The following is a 16444-nucleotide window of genomic DNA, read 5'->3' on the forward strand; positions in this document are numbered from 1 at the left end:
TCACCGCCGCCCTGTCCTCCCTGAACGCCGGGCTCTACTCCACCGGCCGGATCCTGCGCTCCATGTCCGTCAACGGCTCCGCCCCGCGCTTCGCGTCCCGCATGAACAAAGCAGGCGTCCCCTACGGCGGCATCGCCATCACCGCCACCGTCTCCCTCCTCGGCGTCCCGCTGAACTACCTCGTCCCCGCCGAAGCCTTCGAAATCGTCCTGAACATCGCCTCCGTCGGCATCGTCATGACCTGGGCCACCATCGTCCTCTGCCAAATCCAACTCAAACGCTGGGCCGACAAAGGCTGGGTCGAACGCCCCTCCTTCCGGATGTTCGGCGCCCCCTACACCGGCTACCTCTCCCTGCTCTTCCTCGCCGGGGTCCTCATCATGGTCTTCATCGACTCACCCCTGACCATGCTCGTCACCGCCATCGCCTCCATCCTCATGATCGCCGGCTGGTACGCCTGCCGCACCCGCATCCGCCAAATCGCCGAAACCCGCGACGGCTACACCGGAACCTCCCCCGTCATCGCCAACGCACCGGCTGACACCTTCAAGAAGTAACTGCCTCAAAACGTCCGACGGCGGCACCTGGGCTCTGGAATCCGCAGAGCCCAGGTGCCGCCGTCGGGGTTTAACGGTGGTTCCTGCCCGTCACTTCGACGGCTTGACCACCACAGCCGATCCGCCCCCACGCCTGACCGGCTCGGCTGCGGCCAGGGTCCGCCCGTCCTCCAGGAACTCGATGGCGGTGGCTGCCCCGATCTCCGAGGCGGACGTGAACGAGTCGCCCGATGGCGTCAGCGTGTGGCCGAAGCGCGATGTCAGGGCCTGTCCGTACTTGTCGATGAACGCCGGCTCAGCAGTGACGCTGGCAGTGTTGCGCTGGGACGCGCGGGGCGCCGCAATGGCGTCGGGGGTGCTCATGCCCAGGTCAATGCGGTTGACGATGGTCTGCAGGACGGTGGTGATGATGGTGGAACCGCCCGGGGAGCCCAACGCCAGGAACGGCTTGCCGTCCTCCAGCAGGATGGTGGGCGACATGGATGAACGCGGCCGCTTGCCCGGCTCAATCCGGTTGGGGTCCGTGGCGCTGTAGACCGTGGAGAAGTCGGTGAGCTCGTTGTTGAGGAGGAACCCGCGGCCGGGAACAACCATCCCGGAGCCGCCGGTCTGTTCAATGGTCAGCGTGTACTCCACCACGTTGCCCCACTTGTCCGAGACCGTCATGTTGGTGGTGGAGATGTTCTCCGTGTCCTTTTCATCGGCGAGCGCGGCCGGTTTCGCCGGGCAGGTTCCGTCGTAGGAGCTGACGTTACCGGCCTGCACCGGCTTGGTTGCCGCGTGGTTGGGGTCGAGCTCGCAGGCGCGTTCCTTGCCGAAGATGGAATCAGTCAGGGCCTTCGTGGGGACCTTCACGAACGCGGGGTCGCCGACATACTTTGCGCGGTCCGCGAAGGCGAGGGCGCTGGCCTCCAGGTAGTGGTGCAGCACGGCCGGCTGGTCGGCCTTCAGTGCCGGCAGGTCGAACACGTCCAGGATGTTCAGCGACTCCCCAACGGTGGTGCCGCCGCTGCTGGAGGGCGCCATCCCGTAGACGTCATAGCCGCGGTAGTTCACGTGGGTGGGGTCCTGGTCCAGCGCTTCGTAGTCGGCCAGGTCCTCCGTGGTCATGGAACCTTTGGGGACGGGGAGGGTAGTGTCCTTGGACTTGGGCGGGTTTTGCACGGTCTTGGCGACCTCTTCCGCCAGAGGCCCGTTGTAGAACGCGCCCATGCCCTTATCCGCCAGAAGCCGGTAAGTGTCGGCGAGGTCGGGGTTCTTGAACACCGACCCCACCTCCGGGAGCTTCCCGTCGTGCAGATACAAGTCCTTCGTGGATGTAAACGCTGCGAAGCGCTTCTGGTTGTCCGCCGTCTGCTGGCGGAACGTATCATCCACAACAAAACCGCGGTCAGCGACCTCGATGGCGGGTTCCAGGGCCTTCTTCAAACTGAACTTGCCCCAACGCTCCAAGGCGCGCTCCCACGTTGCGGGCGTACCCGGAACGCCCACGGAGACACCGCTGGTGACGAGCTCGGGGGTAAACGGGTAGGGCTTTCCAGTGGCGGGATCGATGAACGCATCGTGCTTGATCCCTGCCGGCGCCGTTTCCCGTCCGTCGATGGTACTGACCTTCCCGGACTTGGCGTCGTAGTAGACAAAGTAGCCGCCACCGCCGATTCCGGCGCTGTACGGTTCGGTGACTCCGAGGGTGGCTGCCGCGGCAACGGCGGCGTCGACGGCATTTCCGCCATGCCTGAGGACGTCGATGGCCGCCGCTGACGCTTCCGGGTCTACAGTGCTGACGGCGCCGCCGTAGCCGGTGGCTGTGGGATTCTTGCCGGTGTGGCGCTCGTCGCCTTCATGCTGATTTGTTGCAACGGCAGGGCTCACGGCCCCGGTGGTGACGCTTATGGCCAGCGCCGCAGTAACAGCTGCGAGCCGGCGTCCGAGGTGTGGCATGGTGGCTCCTAAAGGGATGTCGAGTGATGTGGGCCACGCTACTCTTCGGGTATGACACACTCAACGAACACCGGAAAGGAAGGGCATCATGCCAGGATCCAAGCTCGCAGTGGTGGGCGCCGGGAGTGTCGGGACCTCGTTGGCATATGCCGCCCTGATCCGCGGTTCGGCCAGCAATATCGCGCTCTATGATGTCAACACCCCAAAGGCGGAGGCGGAAGCCCTGGACCTGGCGCATGGCAGCCAGTTCGCAGCGGCGTCGGCGACCGTCACCGGGGGCGGGGATATCGCCGTGACGGAAGGTGCCGACGTCGTGGTCATCACCGCGGGGGCAAAGCAGAACCCCGGCCAGAGCCGCCTGGACCTTGCCGGCACCAATGTGCGGATCCTTGAGCAGCTGATGCCTCCGTTGCTTGAGCGGGCACCGGACGCCGTCTATGTCCTGGTAACCAACCCCTGCGACGTCCTGACCGTGGCCGCCCAGCGCATTTCCGGCCTGCCCCCGCAGCGGATCTTTTCCTCCGGCACGGTGCTGGACACGTCCCGGCTGCGCTGGCTGCTGGCCCGCCGGGCCGGGGTTTCCGTCACCAGCGTCCACGCCAGCATGGTGGGCGAGCATGGCGACACCGAGTTCCCGCTCTGGTCCGGCGCCACCATTGGCCCGGTACCGATCCGCGACTGGACGGCCGACGGCGAGCGGATCTTCACGCCCGAATGCCTCGCCGACACTGCCAAGGAAGTGGTGCAGGCCGCCTACAAGGTGATCGCCGGCAAGGGGGCCACGAACTACGCCATCGGCCTGTCCGGTGCCCGGATTGTGGAGGCGCTGCTCCGCGACGACAACGCCGTCCTGCCCGTCTCCACCGTACTGTCGGGGCTTCACGGAATCTCCGGGGTGGCGCTGTCCCTCCCCAGCGTGGTGGGGCGGGGCGGCGTGCACCGCGTCCTGGAAACACCCATGGACGACGTCGAGCTGGCGGCGCTGCGGCATTCCGCGGACACCCTGCGTCACACCATGGACGCGCTGGGCCTCTGAAAGACCCCCATGCAACGCCGCTGCAACCCTTCCGGACGGCGGCTTCGCATAAGCTCACTTCCACGTGCCAAACGCTGACCCGAACACGGCTGGCTCAACGACGAACCAACAGGAGCAAGCATGACCAACTGGCGGATCAGGGATTTCCATTCGGCCGACCTGGACGGCATCCTGCACCTGTGGGAGACGCTGAAGGCCAACAACGTAGAACCGGTCTATGCCCTGTCCGAGGTCCTCGCCTCGTGCGAAAAAGACCACGCCGTGGTGGCGGTACAGGGTGACCAGGTGGTCGCTGCCGCCGTCGGACGTGCCGCGCACGACCAAGGCTGGATCGTGTTCCTTGCCACCCTGCCGGAGTACCGCGGCAGGGGCATCGGCACCTCACTGCTCGCCGCCGTCGAAAACCGCATGGCCCCGCACGGCCTGAACAAGCTCTCGGCACTGATGCCGGAATCCGAAACCCGGGTGGAGGCGTTCCTGGGCCGCGGCTTCGCGCTCAAGAAGAACCTCCGCTACTTCGAACGCACCATCCCGGTCCAGCGGCAGGAACTCGGCGCACTGGGGCAACTCGGCGGCCGCGTCCTGGCGCGCGACCTGTGGGAAAACGTCGCTGGCATGCGCAAGGAAAAGGAACTGCTCGAACGCCGCCTGGTGCTTCCACTCGCCGAGGCGGACCTGGCTGACGAGTTCGGCGTGGTGCCTCCGCGCGCCGTCGTCCTTTTCGGCCCGCCCGGGACCGGCAAGACCACCTTCGCCAAAGCCATCGCGTCGCGGCTGGAATGGCCTTTCGTGGAAGTGTTCCCTTCCCGCCTGGCCGGGGATCCGCAGGGGCTGGCCGGGGCGCTGCGCGAAACATTCCTGGAGATAGCCGAGCTGGAGCACGCCGTCGTGTTCATTGATGAGGTGGAGGAGATCGCCTCCCAGCGTGCCGGTGATCCGCCGTCGCCGCTGCAGGGCGTGACGAACGAGCTGCTCAAGATCATCCCGGCGTTCCGCGAACAGCCCGGCCGCCTCCTGGTCTGCGCCACCAACTTCATCCGCGCCCTGGACTCCGCGTTCCTGCGCCATGGCCGGTTCGACTACGTCATCCCCATCGGGCTGCCGGACCGGCAGGCCCGCGAGGCGATGTGGCAGCGGTTCATCCCGGCGGCCGTAGTGGATGCCGTGGACGTGGAGCTCCTGGTGGAACGCACCGAGGGTTTTTCCCCGGCGGACATTGAGTACGCTGCCCGCAGTGCCTCCCAGCGGGCGCTGGAAAAAGCGGTGTACGACGACGGCGGGCTGGCCTCAGGAGGCGAAGTTTCCGTCCGCGAGGCGGTGCGGAAGGGTCCCTCCACCCAGGACTACATCGATGCCATCGGTGACACCCGGACTACCGTGAGCCCCGAAGTGCAGGCGGATTTCCTGGAGGACATCGAGTCGCTGGGGCGGGTCTAAGCCCCGGGGCCGGCGTCGTACCGGAGGTTTTCGTAGTCGGTATCGTCCGCCTCGTCCAACTGCGCATCGAACTCCTCCAGCAGCCAGGGATTGACGCGGGCCAGGATCTTGCGGATCTCCTCCACTTCAACGGCGGCGTAAAGCACCGGCCGGGCATCCGGGTACTTGGTGACCGGCGGCTTATCCGGCCACTTTTCCGCCAGCGCCTGGACTCGCTCGGGCAGTGAGTTATGCGCATTGTCAGCGATCTTGACCAGCGCGGCATCATGGTCCTGGGCAATCTCGTGAATCCCCGACAGGTAGTCATCCGGGTTGCTGTGCAGCCGGTTGGTGACCCGTTCAATGATGTCCACCGAGCGCTCGGGGACGCCCATCTCCAACAGGGCCTGCCGGGTCATGGGTGTATCCTCGGCGATGTCGTGAAGGTATCCCGCGATGCGGATCTCATCGTCGAAGTCCGCCAGGGCGTCACCCACAGCCAGGACGTGTTCGCGGTACGGCCGCTTGAGCTTGTCCTTTTGGCGGTTGTGCGCCACCTCCGCCAAGACCTTGGCGGTCTCCACGGAGAACCTGGGGGCAGCGTTTTGATCCGGAATGTACTCGTCTGACATGCACCAAGCCTAAAGCTTGGGCTGGGCCGCTCCAGCCCAGACCCAGGGTTTCGCCGGCAGGCTAGTGGGGTCAAAAGCCGTCAAAGCGTGGTCCAGAGTTCCGGGAGGCAGTCCCAAGGAAGCGAGCAGCCGGTCCCGAACCTCCGCCAGCGGTGTTCCCGTCCTGGCAAGGTCCGCGAGCGTGACGGCACCGTCGCGTTTGGCCAGCCGCGCGCCGTCGCGGTTTACCACCAGGGGAACATGCGCATATTCCGGTACGGGAATATTCAGGAGGGACGCGAGATAGGCCTGCCGCGGGGTAGACGGGAGCAAGTCATCACCGCGGACCACTTGGTCTATGCCCTGCTCGGCATCGTCGACCACCACGGCGAGGTTGTAGGCGGTGACGCCATCGTTCCGCCGCAGCACGAAGTCGTCCACGACCCCGGTGAACTGGCCGTGGAGGACGTCATGGACGGTGAACTCAGCGACACCGGCGCGCAGCCGGAGAGCCGACGGGCGGATGGAGCGCTTGAACTCCAGCTCGGCGCGGCCCAGGTTGCGGCAGGTTCCGGGGTAAGCGCCCTGCGGGGCATGGGGCGCCGACGCCGCTTCCTGGATCTCCCGGCGTGTGCAGAAACACTCATAGGTCAGCCCGGCCGCCTCGAGCCTGGCGATCGCCTCAGCGTAGAGGGGGCCGCGCGCCGTTTGCCTCACCACGTCACCGTCCCCGGTCACGCCGATGGCGGCCAGGTCCCGCAACTGCTCCGCCTCCGCTCCCGCTCGGGCCCGGTCAAGGTCCTCCACCCGCAGCAGGAATTTCCGGCCGCTGGAGCGGGCGAAGAGCCACGCAAGGATGGCGGTGCGCAGGTTCCCGACATGCAGCTCCCCGGAGGGACTGGGAGCAAAGCGGCCGGCGGAGGTCATGGCACCACCTTAGGCGGAAGAACACAAGAGCCCCTCAGCTACCGAAGACTTCGTCAGATCCGACGCGTCGGTAGCTCAGGGGCTCTTGCCGTGTTTGCAGAGTGAGTTGGTGTGAACAAGCCTCAATCAGCGGCGGCCTCCTTGCGGGAAGCGGTGTCCAGCGCCCCGGGTGGTGTGCCGGGAACCTGTAGCCTGCGGGACCAGCGGTAGCTTTTGTCCTTGTTGCCACTATTCCAGCAGACCTCATACAGTTGGAACAACAAGCAGGGCTTGGATTAGTCACTCTGATCAAATCCTGCCGTAGAGCCAGGCAGGAAGTGATCAGATTGCAGGAGCTGGACGCCACGGACAAGCGCATCCTGAACGCCCTGGATGCGGACCCTCGCGTCCCCATCATGGTGCTGGCCCAGAAACTGGGCCTGGCACGCGGAACTGTACAGTCGCGCCTTGAGCGGATGACGGCGTCGGGCGCCCTCCGCCCCAACAGCAGCCGGGTACTGCCTTCTGCGCTCGGCCGCGGCGTGGCTGCAGCCGTCAGCGCAGAGCTCGACCAAAGCCACCTGAACGAGGCCATCGCCGCGCTGCGCAAGATCCCCGAAGTTTTGGAGTGCCACGCGCCGGCCGGGGACACCGACCTCCTCATCCGCGTGGTGGCCAAAAGCCCGGACGATCTTTACCGGGTGTCCGAGGAGATCCGCCTCTGCCCCGGCATTGTCCGCACCTCCACGAGCATGTTCCTCCGTGAGGTCATCCCGTACCGGACTGCCGGGCTGCTGGACAGCTGAAGACAGAGCACCGCCAAGGCTACACCGGCGGCCCGGCGTTGGACTTCAGGTTCTTCATGACCAGCGTTGACGTCAGCCGTTCCACGCCGGGCAGGGACGTCAGTTCGCTGTCATAAAAGCGCTGGTAGGCCGGCAGGTCTTCGGCAATGACTTTCAACAGGTAATCCGGCGAACCAAAGAGACGCTGTGCTTCCACGATGTTTGGGTTGTCCGCCACCCGGTTCTCGAAGATCTCCATGGTGGGCCGGTCCACCTGGCGGAGCGTGACAAAGACGATCGCCTCGAACCCCAGGCCAACAGCGGCCGGATCAATGTCAGCCTTGTACCCACGGATTACTCCGGACTGCTCCAGGTCCCGCAGCCGGCGGTGGCACGGCGCAACCGTCAAACCCACCTTCGCGGCAAGGGCGGTAGCCGTCATCCGGCCATCCTCCTGGAGGTGGCGCAAAATATTTCTGTCGATTCCATCAAGCACGCAATAAAGATACTGCCTCCATCGCGGTGGGAGCGAAAACAGGACAGCACTTTTGGCCGGATTCTTTCTATGGTTGCTCCTGAGAGCCCTTCGACAGGAGAAACCCCATGAATCCGCAGCTGTTCCTGGCCTTTTTGGTGGTGGCCGCAGCCCTTGCCTGCACGCCGGGAGTGGACTGGGCGTACACCATCGCGGCCGGCCTCAGGCAGCGCAGTTTTGTCCCCGCGGTCGCAGGGCTCTGCGGCGGCTACGTCCTCCACACCGCCCTGCTGGTGGCAGGCCTGGCCGCGGTGCTGGCCGGAATGCCCGGCGTCCTGGGCTGGATCACCCTCGCCGGCGCCGGCTACCTGCTGTGGCTCGGCGTGGGAACCCTGCGGTCCTGGCGCGCGGCCAGCTTCAGTGCGGACGCCGCCGTCGGTCCTGGAACGCAGCTGCGCACCTTCCTGCAGGGCATGGGCACCAGCGGTATCAACCCCAAGGGCCTGCTCTTCTACGTGGCCCTCATTCCGCAGTTCGTCAGCGCCGATGCCTCGCTGCCCGTGCCGGTGCAGTCAGGCCTGCTGGGGATGACATTCGTGGCGCTGGCCGGGGTGGTCTACACGGCGGTGGCCCTGCTGTCCCGCACCTTGCTGCAGAGCAGGCCCGGGGCCGCGCGGGCAGTGACCCTGGCCAGCGGCATCATCATGGTGGCGCTGGGAGCCGTGCTGCTCGGCGAGCAGCTGCTGCCATTCCTGGCCGGACGCGCCTAGCCTGCAGACGGTCCCCTAGTCGCCGCTGAGTTCCTTCCAATCCTGCTCCCAGATGCGCCGCATCTCCTCGTCCTTGCGGATGGGCACGGGCGCCTCGAGTTCGCGCTGCCGTTCCGCATCCCCGCGCCGGCGTCCCCAGTCGCGCGGGTTGAGGGACCGGCGGCTTGATTCCAGCACCAGCAGCGCCCGGTCCGTCAAAGCATCGTTGCGGAGCGCAAGGTGCGTCTTTCGCCGGCGCAGGACTTCGGCGATCGCCTGGTGCGCCGCGTCCAGCCGGCCTTCCCTGCGCAGGGCGCGGGCGCGGACCAGCAACAGGGCGGCGGAGAGATCGTCCGCGTTCAGCAGACCCTCCGTCCAGTCGATGACGGTGCGGCTTCGGCCAAGGCTGAGGGCCAAGGAGCACCGCGCCAGCGCCATGGGGAGCGACGGCGGCAGCCCGGTGAGCGCGTCGAGCGCGGCTTCCGTGCGTCCGGTCTCGCGTAACGAGTGGGCCAGGGCAAGGAACACCGATTCCTCGCTGAAGAGCACCGGGACCTCCACCCGCTCGGCAAGCTCGATCCGGGTGACAATCCGGGTGAGGTATGTGGATGAGTACCGATTCGCTTCGTCATCGTTCCTGGTGGTGAGCCCCCGCTGGAGGAGCTCGGAAGCACGCAGGTAGCCGCCGTGCTTGTACACCAGAAGCCCGGCCATCAGATAGCAAAGGCCGGCCCAGCCCGGGTAGGCACGGGCCAGGGTGATCAGCCGCTCCGGTTCGCGGCTGGTGAAGACGGCTTCGTGGACCACCTTGGCCGGCTTGGGCAGCAGCCGCTTGAGCCGCGGCACCTCGCCGTCGATGGACAGCAATGCCGGGTTGCGTCCGCCCAGGACACCTGTCAGCAGGCCGCCCACTCCCCCGGCAAGATCGTGGACAGGAGTGCGCAGCTGGGCCTGGCCGAAGGGGGTGAGGTCGCGGCTGTCCCAGTAAATCGGTGCGGTGTCCCCGGCGCTCATCCTTCCATGCTAACCGGCAGGGGTTCACAGCTGGATGCCCCGTGTCCCGGACGCATGAACGCCGAAGGCCTTGTCCCCGGCGTCATTTTCGGGAAGGGTGGCAAGCATCCTTAGTAATCACTGCGGTGAAGGAGAAACCCATGCAGATCGACAAGAACCAGATCCTCGAACTCCTGCGGTCGCAGGGAGACCAGGAAAAGGCCTCGCAGGCGGAGTCGGAGCTGCCGGACCAGGTGGACACCGAGCAGCATGCGGGACTGCTGTCCAAACTCGGCATCAATCCGGCCGACTTGCTGTCCAAGCTTCCCGGCGGGCTGGGGGACAAACTTCCGGGCGGCCTGGGAGACAAGCTCGGCGGGCTGGGCCTCTAAGCTACTGGGGCTCTGAGAGTCAGCCGTTGGCGGCGGCTATCCAGACCCCGATGACCCAGGTGCTGGCCGCCAGGCAGGCGAGCCCGAATTCGGCGAGCATCCCCAGGCCGGTGGCCTTCAATGCCGCCAAACTGGACCGCGCCGCCGTCGAGATGTTCCGCGTGCGGAGAAATTCGCTGGCCAGCAGGCCCCCGGCGAAGCCAGCAAAGAGCCCCACCACCGGGATGATGAACATCCCCACGACGCCCGCCACCAGGGCCACTGCGATGCTGCGGCCGGGAATGGCGTGCTGCTTCAGCTTCCTCCCCGTGAGGACAGCGCCGGCAGTCATCCCCGCGGCGACAAAGATCATGGCCACCGCGAAGACCACCCACCCGGCCGTCCCGGCACCGCCCCAGATGGCCCACGCCAGCAGGCTCACGCCGATCAGGACACTTCCGGGCAGGACGGGGATGATGGTGCCCGCCACCCCCACCAGGATCGCCAGGCCGCACAGGATGGTCACCACGGTCTCGGAGCTCATGGTCCCCAGTCTAGGGTCCGGTTCAGCGCCTTAACGCCCGACGGGAAGGGAGTCCTACTCCGCTTCCACCGCCGCGGCGACCGCGGCGGTGACGGCCGGAGCAACGCGCGGGTCCAGGGGGCTGGGCACGATGTAGTCGGCAGACAGGTCCTCAGCCGCGAGCTCTGCAATGGCGCGCGCCGCTGCAAGCTTCATTGCCGGGGTGATGCGGCGCGCACCGGCGTCAAGAGCACCGCGGAAGATGCCCGGGAACGCCAGGACGTTGTTGATCTGGTTGGGGAAGTCGCTGCGGCCGGTGGCAACCACCGCGGCGTACTTCACGGCAACCTCGGGCAGGACTTCGGGGTCCGGGTTGGACAGTGCGAACACGATGGCGTCCTGGTTCATGGTGGCCAGGTGTGCCTCGTCCAGCTTTGAGGAGGAGACGCCGATGAAGACGTCAGCTCCGGCCAGCGCCTCAGCGGGGCCGCCGGTGACGGCGCGGGGGTTGCTGCGGCCGGCGATGTCCGCCTTCTTGCTGGCCGGATCAGCCGCCAGATCGGGGCGGCTGCTGTTGATGACGCCGCGCGAGTCCAGCAGGACTACGTCGCTGGTGCCGGCTGCGAGCAGGATCTCGGCGACGGCGATTCCCGCCGCGCCGGCGCCGGACACCACTACCTTCAGCCCTTCCAGGCTGCGGCCGGTCACCTTGGCGGCGTTGGTCAGTGCGGCGAGGGCAACCACGGCGGTGCCGTGCTGGTCGTCGTGCATGACCGGGCAGTCAAGGGCTTCGATCAGCTTTTCCTCGAGCTCGAAGCAGCGCGGGGCGGAGATGTCCTCAAGGTTGACCGCGCCGAAGCTGGGGCGAAGGCGGACCAGGGTTTCCACGATCTCGTCCACATCGGTGGTGTTGAGGACCAGCGGGATGGAGTCAAGGTCGCCGAAGGTCTTGAAAAGCGCGGACTTGCCTTCCATGACGGGCAGCGATGCGCTGGGACCGATGTTGCCCAGGCCCAGGACGGCGGTGCCATCGCTGACCACCACCACCAGGCGCTCGGCCCAGGTCAGCGTGCGGGCGAGTTCGGGCCTGGCATGGATGGCGCGGCTGACCTCGGCCACACCAGGGGTGTAGGCGATGGACAGGTCCCGCTTGTTGGACAGCGGAACAGTGCTGGTGACGGACAGTTTGCCGCCCTGGTGTGCGCCAAAGATCTCGTCTTCGGTCAGGGCCGTGGCTGCTGAATTGTCGGTGGCTGTGGATGCGTCAATGGACACGTCATTGTCTCCTGGTGCTGGCCGTGGGCGCACGGCACATGGGGCTGGAGCCCGGGTGGGCCCAAGCAGGGAAGTAGTGCGACAGGAAACCCAGGGGTGGCGGGTCCGTAGGAACGCCGGGGATGTTTCCGCCCTGCCGCTCCGGTGCCTCCATGGTAGGCAGCCCCACATGGGCTTGTGGGCACGTCTTGAAGGGCACGGCACGCGACAAAACGTTTAGGCGGGGGAGATTGTGGCCCGCATCACGTGATTATGGCGGATTTAATACAGATCCGGTCTAGACCAGTTACGCGGATCGGCCCTCTGTTAACCGGATTCGGCAGCCGGGGAGAGACGGCCGCAGGCCTTTTTGAGGTCTTCCTCGGCTTCGAAGAGGGAGAGCCGGCGGTTCCGCACGGACTGGACCAGACCAGTGACCGTCAGGAGGAGGACTCTTGCGCCGACTGCGTCACCGCAGGCTCCGGCCACCAACTTCTCACTGAGCGCATCAATCTCGCGCAGGAGTTCAGTGGTGTCCTTTTCCGGGAGGTACACGCCCCGGCTGAGGCACTGCTCCACCGCGGGCTGCATGACCCGCATGTGAAAAATCTCCATGAGCAGGCCGGAAAGTGCGCGGCCCCGGAAGCGCTGGGACGAGCCACGGGAACCCGCCTGCAGCTCGTCAAGCTGCTGCCGGTACAGTGCCAGCATCAGATGGCTGGGGGATGGAAAGTAGCGGTAGAGCGTGCCCAACGGAACGTCTGCCTTTTCTGCGACCTCGGAGAGTTCCACGGCATCCAGGCCCGTGCGGGCAAACCCTGCAGCGGTGTCCAGGATCCGTGCGTAGCGGAGGCGCTGGCGTGGAGCGGACGGCCTGGCGGCCATGGGCGGATGGTCTGAAAAAGTCTCGGGCATCAGCATTCCGGGGTTGTGTCTTAGGGACTGCGGCCAGGAGCGCCCCCACTTCCGTACCGCCCTGCAGCCCGGCTCAACTATACGGCACCGGTCCATGCCCCAATTAGTCAGCGGCCTTATCTTCAGGTACCCAAAGCGTCAGTCGACGCCCCTGATCTTCACCACGAAGACCGCGCCCAGCAGCCCAATGACCGCTGCGGTAAGGAACAGTGTCCGGTACCCTCCCCCGTAGTTCACGGCCAGCAGCGCCAGGGCCGGAGCAACCACCTGCGGCAGCGAGTTGGCGACGTTGATGACGCCCATGTCCTTGCCCCGGCTGACGGCGAAGGGCAGCACCTGGGTCAGCAGCGCGAAGTCCACGGCCAGGTAGGCGCCGAACCCGATGCCCAGGACGGCAGCGCCGGCGAGCGCACCGGGCCACACGGGAAAGAACGCCATGATGGCGCCGGCCATGGCAATGGTGGCGGACGAGCCAATAACGAAAGGCTTCCGCCTGCCCACCCTGTCGCTCCAGGGTCCGGCAAGGACGGCAGTGATCATCACCATCACCGCGTAGATGCCGGTCAGGACCAGCACCCCGGCGGCTGGGTCCTCGTGGTGGATGATGTCCCGCAGGAAGAAGAGCAGGTAGACGATGGTGAGCTGGTTGCCCACGTTGACCAGGAAGCGGGTGAGCCAGGCCCAGGCGAAGTCGGAGTAGCGCCGGGGGCTGATCCAGAAGCCGCGCAGGAAACTGCCGATCCGGAACCTCGTGGGCGCGTCCTTCGGCAGCGCGGGGTCGTTCCGGTGCAACAGGTACGGCAGCACGGACAGCAGCAGAGCGCCCGCGCACAGCCAGTAGCCCACCATGAAGTTGCCCGACACCACCGCGCCGAAGACGGCTCCGGTAAGGATGCCAAGGGTCTGCCCCATGGCAGCGAGCCCGCCCACTCCCCCGCGCTGGGCCACGGGAACCCTGTCCGGGACGGCCGCCGTGATGGCTGCATAGGCGGCGTTTGCACCAAGCTGCACCAGGCACCAGAAAAGCACCATGAGCGCCACTGCACTTGAGAAGGACATGGCCAGGAGCGCCGCTGTGGCCAGCACAGCCCCGGCCAGCACCCATGGGGCCCGGCGGCCGAAATGCGAAGTTGTCCGGTCAGAGAGTGCGCCGAACAGGGGATTGGCCACCAGTGAAACAGCGGCCCCGCAGGCAGTCACCAGCGAGAGGATGGCCTCCTTGGCGGGAGCATCGATGCTGATGGCCTGCTGGCCGATGAAGACGTTGATGGGGCCGAAGAAGGCTGCGTTGATGCCCACGTTCACCAGCACCAGGCCGGTGACCCAGCGCGCGGTGACCTTTTCCCTGGGCTCGGCGAGCGCCGACGTCGTGCCTTCCCCTGCGGAGGCGCGCTCCAACGGCGCAGGCGTGTCGGACAGACTCATGGCGGGCTCCCCCTGGTGCGGCCGGTTTGCGGTGGGATCAGACTATCGTGGGCGGTACCTGGCCGCGCCGCGCCAGGTGCCGGATGTGCATAACCCACCACTACTGCGAGGAGAGCCCAAGTGAGCACAACAGCAGGAAACGGATCCGCTGCAACCGTGAACACCGCGGACCTCTATGATGAGCGCGGCGACGGGCTGGCATCGGTGTCCCTGCAGTTCCAGTCCCTGGGCGGCCGATCCCACTTCAGCGGTCCGGTCCGGACCATCCGCTGCTTCCAGGACAACGCCCTGGTGAAGTCCACGCTCAGCTCGCCCGGGAACGGGGCGGTACTGGTGGTGGACGGCGGCGGCTCGCTGGGCACTGCCCTGATGGGGGACATGATCGCGGAAAGTGCCGTGGCGAATGGCTGGGCCGGAGTGATCATCAATGGCGCCATCCGCGACCGGGTGGCCATCGCGGAACTGGACCTCGGCGTCAAAGCCCTGGGGAGCAACCCCAGGAAGAGCCACAAGGCCGGTGCCGGCGAGGTGGACGTGGACGTGGTGATCGACGGCGTGACCTTCCGTCCCGGAGCCGCCGTCTGGTGCGACCCGGACGGGATCCTCGTGGAACCCTAGCGAACGGCGGCCAAAGCTTCGCGGCGAAAAACGCGGAGCGGGGAATGGAAACAGCCGGTAAGATAGTTACTGAAAGCAACTATCGCTGCTTATATCCTTTTCTTCCCCTTGGAGCACCCATGTCCAAAGCCGCTGCCGCGCCACGCACCGGAGAAGTCCTGACACAACGCCAGATCGTCACCGTGATGGTCGGCCTGATGCTGGGCATGTTCCTGGCATCCCTTGACCAGACCATCGTCTCCACCTCCATTTACACCATCGCCAACGACCTGGACGGGCTCTCCCTGCAGGCGTGGGCCACCACCGCGTACCTGATCACCTCCACGGTCAGCACCCCGTTGTACGGCAAGTTAAGCGACATCTTCGGACGCCGCCCGCTGTACCTGACGGCGATCCTCATCTTCCTGGTGGGCTCGCTGTACGCCGGGTCCGTGCACTCGATGACCGAACTTGCCGTTGCCCGCGGCATCCAGGGCCTGGGCGCCGGCGGCCTGCTGGCCCTGGCGCTGACCATCATCGGCGACATCGTCTCGCTCAAGGACCGCGCCAAGTTCCAGGGCTACTTCATGTCCGTGTTCGGCATTTCCTCCGTCCTGGGCCCCGTGGTGGGTGGTGCGTTCGCCGGTTCCGCCAACATCCTGGGTTTTGACGGCTGGCGCTGGGTCTTCTTCATCAACATCCCCATTGGCCTCGCCGCGTTGACGGTGGTGTTCCTGTTCCTGCACCTGCCCGCCAAGCACCTGAAGCAGAAGATCGACTACTGGGGCGCTGCCGCCATCACCGTGGCCATCGTTCCGCTCCTCCTGGTCGCCGAGCAGGGCCGCACCTGGGGCTGGACCTCCCTGAACTCCTTCCTCTGCTACGGCCTGGGCGTGGTGGGCATCGCCTGGTTCCTGCTGGCGGAGAAGCGTGCCGGCGACTACGCCCTCATCCCGCTCCGGCTCTTCCACAACATCACGTTCGGGCTGTCGTCGCTGCTGAACTTCATCATCGGCATCGGCATGTTCGGCGCCATCGCCATGCTCCCGATGTACCTCCAGCTGGTGAAGGGCCTCACCCCCACCCAGGCGGGCCTGATGATGATCACCTTCACGGTGGGCATCCTGTTCGGTTCCATCACGGCCGGCCGAACCATCTCGGCGTCCGGGACGTTCCGCATCTTCCCCATCATGGGCACCGGCATCCTGACCGCGGCCGCCCTGGTCATGGGTTTCTCACTGGGGGTGGACACCGAACTGTGGGTTCCCGGACTCATCGCCGTCTTCTTCGGCGTCGGCCTGGGCTTCTGCATGCAGCCGCTCACCCTGGCCATGCAGACCTCGGTTCCGCCGCGGGACATGGGCGTGGGAACCTCCTCCGCTGCGTTCTTCCGCTCGATGGGCGGCGCGGTGGGCACCGCCGTCTTCATCTCGATGCTCTTCAGCCTGGCCGCCAACCGGATTGCCGACAGCATGAAGGCCGCCGCCACGGATCCGGCGTACCTGGCCGTCCTGAAGGATCCCGCCGTGGCGTCGGACCCCGCCAACGCCAAGCTGTACGACTTCTTCAAGAACGGGGCGTCAAACGATTCCCTGAATGACACCAGCTGGCTGCATACCGCCAACAGCACCCTCACCAGGCCCATTACGGACGGTTTTGCCACGTCCATCGACACCGTGATGCTGACGGCGGCGGCGCTGACGGGGCTGGCGTTCCTCATCAGTTTCGCCCTTCCCCGGAAGAAGCTGACCGACCAGAAGGCGTCCCCACAGGACAAGGACAGCGTGGAGATCCCGGCGCACTAGCCCGGGAACGCATGGGTCAGACGACGACGGCGGCACGGCCCGCCGTCGTCGTCTTCTTTGCGCAGGTCAACGGGGCGGCGGCATT

At 66.2% G+C, this 16444-nt stretch carries 16 protein-coding genes and 1 pseudogene; 8 read left to right on the forward strand and 9 right to left on the reverse strand.

Translation table 11 applies throughout. The features are described 5' to 3' along the window. Positions 1-557: pseudogene (locus J7I84_RS13175) on the forward strand (amino acid permease); the annotation flags it as partial. A gap of 90 nt (positions 558-647) precedes the next feature. Here J7I84_RS13175 and ggt read toward each other — a convergent pair. Further along, positions 648-2498 (reverse strand): gamma-glutamyltransferase, encoded by a 1851-nt coding sequence (gene ggt / locus J7I84_RS13180; protein ID WP_214945013.1) that lies wholly within the window; start codon positions 2496-2498, stop codon positions 648-650. A gap of 88 nt (positions 2499-2586) precedes the next feature. Between ggt and J7I84_RS13185 the strand changes: the two genes are divergently transcribed. Both J7I84_RS13185 and J7I84_RS13190 read left to right on the forward strand, forming a co-directional pair. Further along, positions 2587-3534 (forward strand): L-lactate dehydrogenase, encoded by a 948-nt coding sequence (locus tag J7I84_RS13185; protein ID WP_214945014.1) that lies wholly within the window; start codon positions 2587-2589, stop codon positions 3532-3534. A gap of 120 nt (positions 3535-3654) precedes the next feature. Beyond that, the gene (locus J7I84_RS13190) at positions 3655-4971 is read left to right on the forward strand and encodes an ATP-binding protein (RefSeq protein ID WP_214945015.1); all 1317 of its coding nucleotides are present in this window, start codon (positions 3655-3657) and stop codon (positions 4969-4971) included. Here J7I84_RS13190 and J7I84_RS13195 read toward each other — a convergent pair. After that, positions 4968-5582: a phosphohydrolase gene (locus tag J7I84_RS13195; RefSeq protein WP_214945016.1), complete on the reverse strand. Its 615-nt coding sequence runs from the start codon at positions 5580-5582 to the stop codon at positions 4968-4970. The two genes, J7I84_RS13190 and J7I84_RS13195, sit on opposite strands and share 4 nt — an antisense overlap. Before the next feature lie 9 nt (positions 5583-5591). Next, positions 5592-6488, reverse strand: a complete 897-nt coding sequence (gluQRS, locus tag J7I84_RS13200) for a tRNA glutamyl-Q(34) synthetase GluQRS (RefSeq protein ID WP_214945017.1) — start codon at positions 6486-6488, stop codon at positions 5592-5594. A gap of 326 nt (positions 6489-6814) precedes the next feature. Here gluQRS and J7I84_RS13205 point away from each other — a divergent pair, with 326 nt between their 5' ends. Further along, positions 6815-7273 (forward strand): Lrp/AsnC family transcriptional regulator, encoded by a 459-nt coding sequence (locus tag J7I84_RS13205; protein WP_214945200.1) that lies wholly within the window; start codon positions 6815-6817, stop codon positions 7271-7273. 19 nt (positions 7274-7292) lie between these two features. Here the strand turns inward: J7I84_RS13205 and J7I84_RS13210 are convergent, their stop codons facing one another. Next, positions 7293-7748 carry an Lrp/AsnC family transcriptional regulator gene (locus tag J7I84_RS13210; protein WP_214945018.1) on the reverse strand — a complete coding sequence of 152 codons (456 nt, stop codon included), beginning with the start codon at positions 7746-7748 and terminating at the stop codon, positions 7293-7295. 107 nt (positions 7749-7855) lie between these two features. On the opposite strand from J7I84_RS13210, the gene J7I84_RS13215 reads away from it, so the two are divergent. Beyond that, a complete protein-coding gene (locus J7I84_RS13215) occupies positions 7856-8497 on the forward strand; it encodes a LysE family translocator (RefSeq protein ID WP_214945019.1) in 642 nt (213 codons plus the stop codon). A gap of 15 nt (positions 8498-8512) precedes the next feature. Here J7I84_RS13215 and J7I84_RS13220 read toward each other — a convergent pair whose 3' ends face one another. Further along, positions 8513-9490, reverse strand: a complete 978-nt coding sequence (locus J7I84_RS13220) for a hypothetical protein (RefSeq protein ID WP_214945020.1) — start codon at positions 9488-9490, stop codon at positions 8513-8515. Between the two features lie 140 nt (positions 9491-9630). On the opposite strand from J7I84_RS13220, the gene J7I84_RS13225 reads away from it, so the two are divergent. Continuing rightward, the gene (locus tag J7I84_RS13225; protein WP_214945021.1) at positions 9631-9861 is read left to right on the forward strand and encodes a hypothetical protein; all 231 of its coding nucleotides are present in this window, start codon (positions 9631-9633) and stop codon (positions 9859-9861) included. A gap of 19 nt (positions 9862-9880) precedes the next feature. Here J7I84_RS13225 and J7I84_RS13230 read toward each other — a convergent pair whose 3' ends face one another. The 4 genes from J7I84_RS13230 to J7I84_RS13245 all read right to left on the reverse strand — a co-directional run bounded on the left by J7I84_RS13230 (position 9881) and on the right by J7I84_RS13245 (position 13957). Then, positions 9881-10384: a DUF456 domain-containing protein gene (locus tag J7I84_RS13230; RefSeq protein ID WP_214945022.1), complete on the reverse strand. Its 504-nt coding sequence runs from the start codon at positions 10382-10384 to the stop codon at positions 9881-9883. Between the two features lie 54 nt (positions 10385-10438). Beyond that, the gene (locus J7I84_RS13235; RefSeq protein ID WP_214945023.1) at positions 10439-11638 is read right to left on the reverse strand and encodes an NADP-dependent malic enzyme; all 1200 of its coding nucleotides are present in this window, start codon (positions 11636-11638) and stop codon (positions 10439-10441) included. Between the two features lie 306 nt (positions 11639-11944). Then, complete coding sequence (locus J7I84_RS13240; protein WP_214945024.1) at positions 11945-12532, reverse strand: TetR/AcrR family transcriptional regulator; 588 nt, start codon at positions 12530-12532, stop codon at positions 11945-11947. A gap of 138 nt (positions 12533-12670) precedes the next feature. Then, a complete protein-coding gene (locus J7I84_RS13245; protein WP_214945025.1) occupies positions 12671-13957 on the reverse strand; it encodes an MFS transporter in 1287 nt (428 codons plus the stop codon). Between the two features lie 120 nt (positions 13958-14077). Between J7I84_RS13245 and rraA the strand changes: the two genes are divergently transcribed. After that, a complete protein-coding gene (gene rraA, locus J7I84_RS13250) occupies positions 14078-14575 on the forward strand; it encodes a ribonuclease E activity regulator RraA (protein WP_214945026.1) in 498 nt (165 codons plus the stop codon). Positions 14576-14694: 119 nt separating this feature from the next. Beyond that, entirely contained in the window at positions 14695-16359 is a 1665-nt protein-coding gene (locus J7I84_RS13255) for an MDR family MFS transporter (RefSeq protein WP_214945027.1), read from the forward strand. The last annotated feature ends 85 nt before the right edge of the window (positions 16360-16444 follow it).

This window comes from Arthrobacter sp. ISL-85 (assembly GCF_018613675.1).
Taxonomy (GTDB): domain Bacteria; phylum Actinomycetota; class Actinomycetes; order Actinomycetales; family Micrococcaceae; genus Arthrobacter.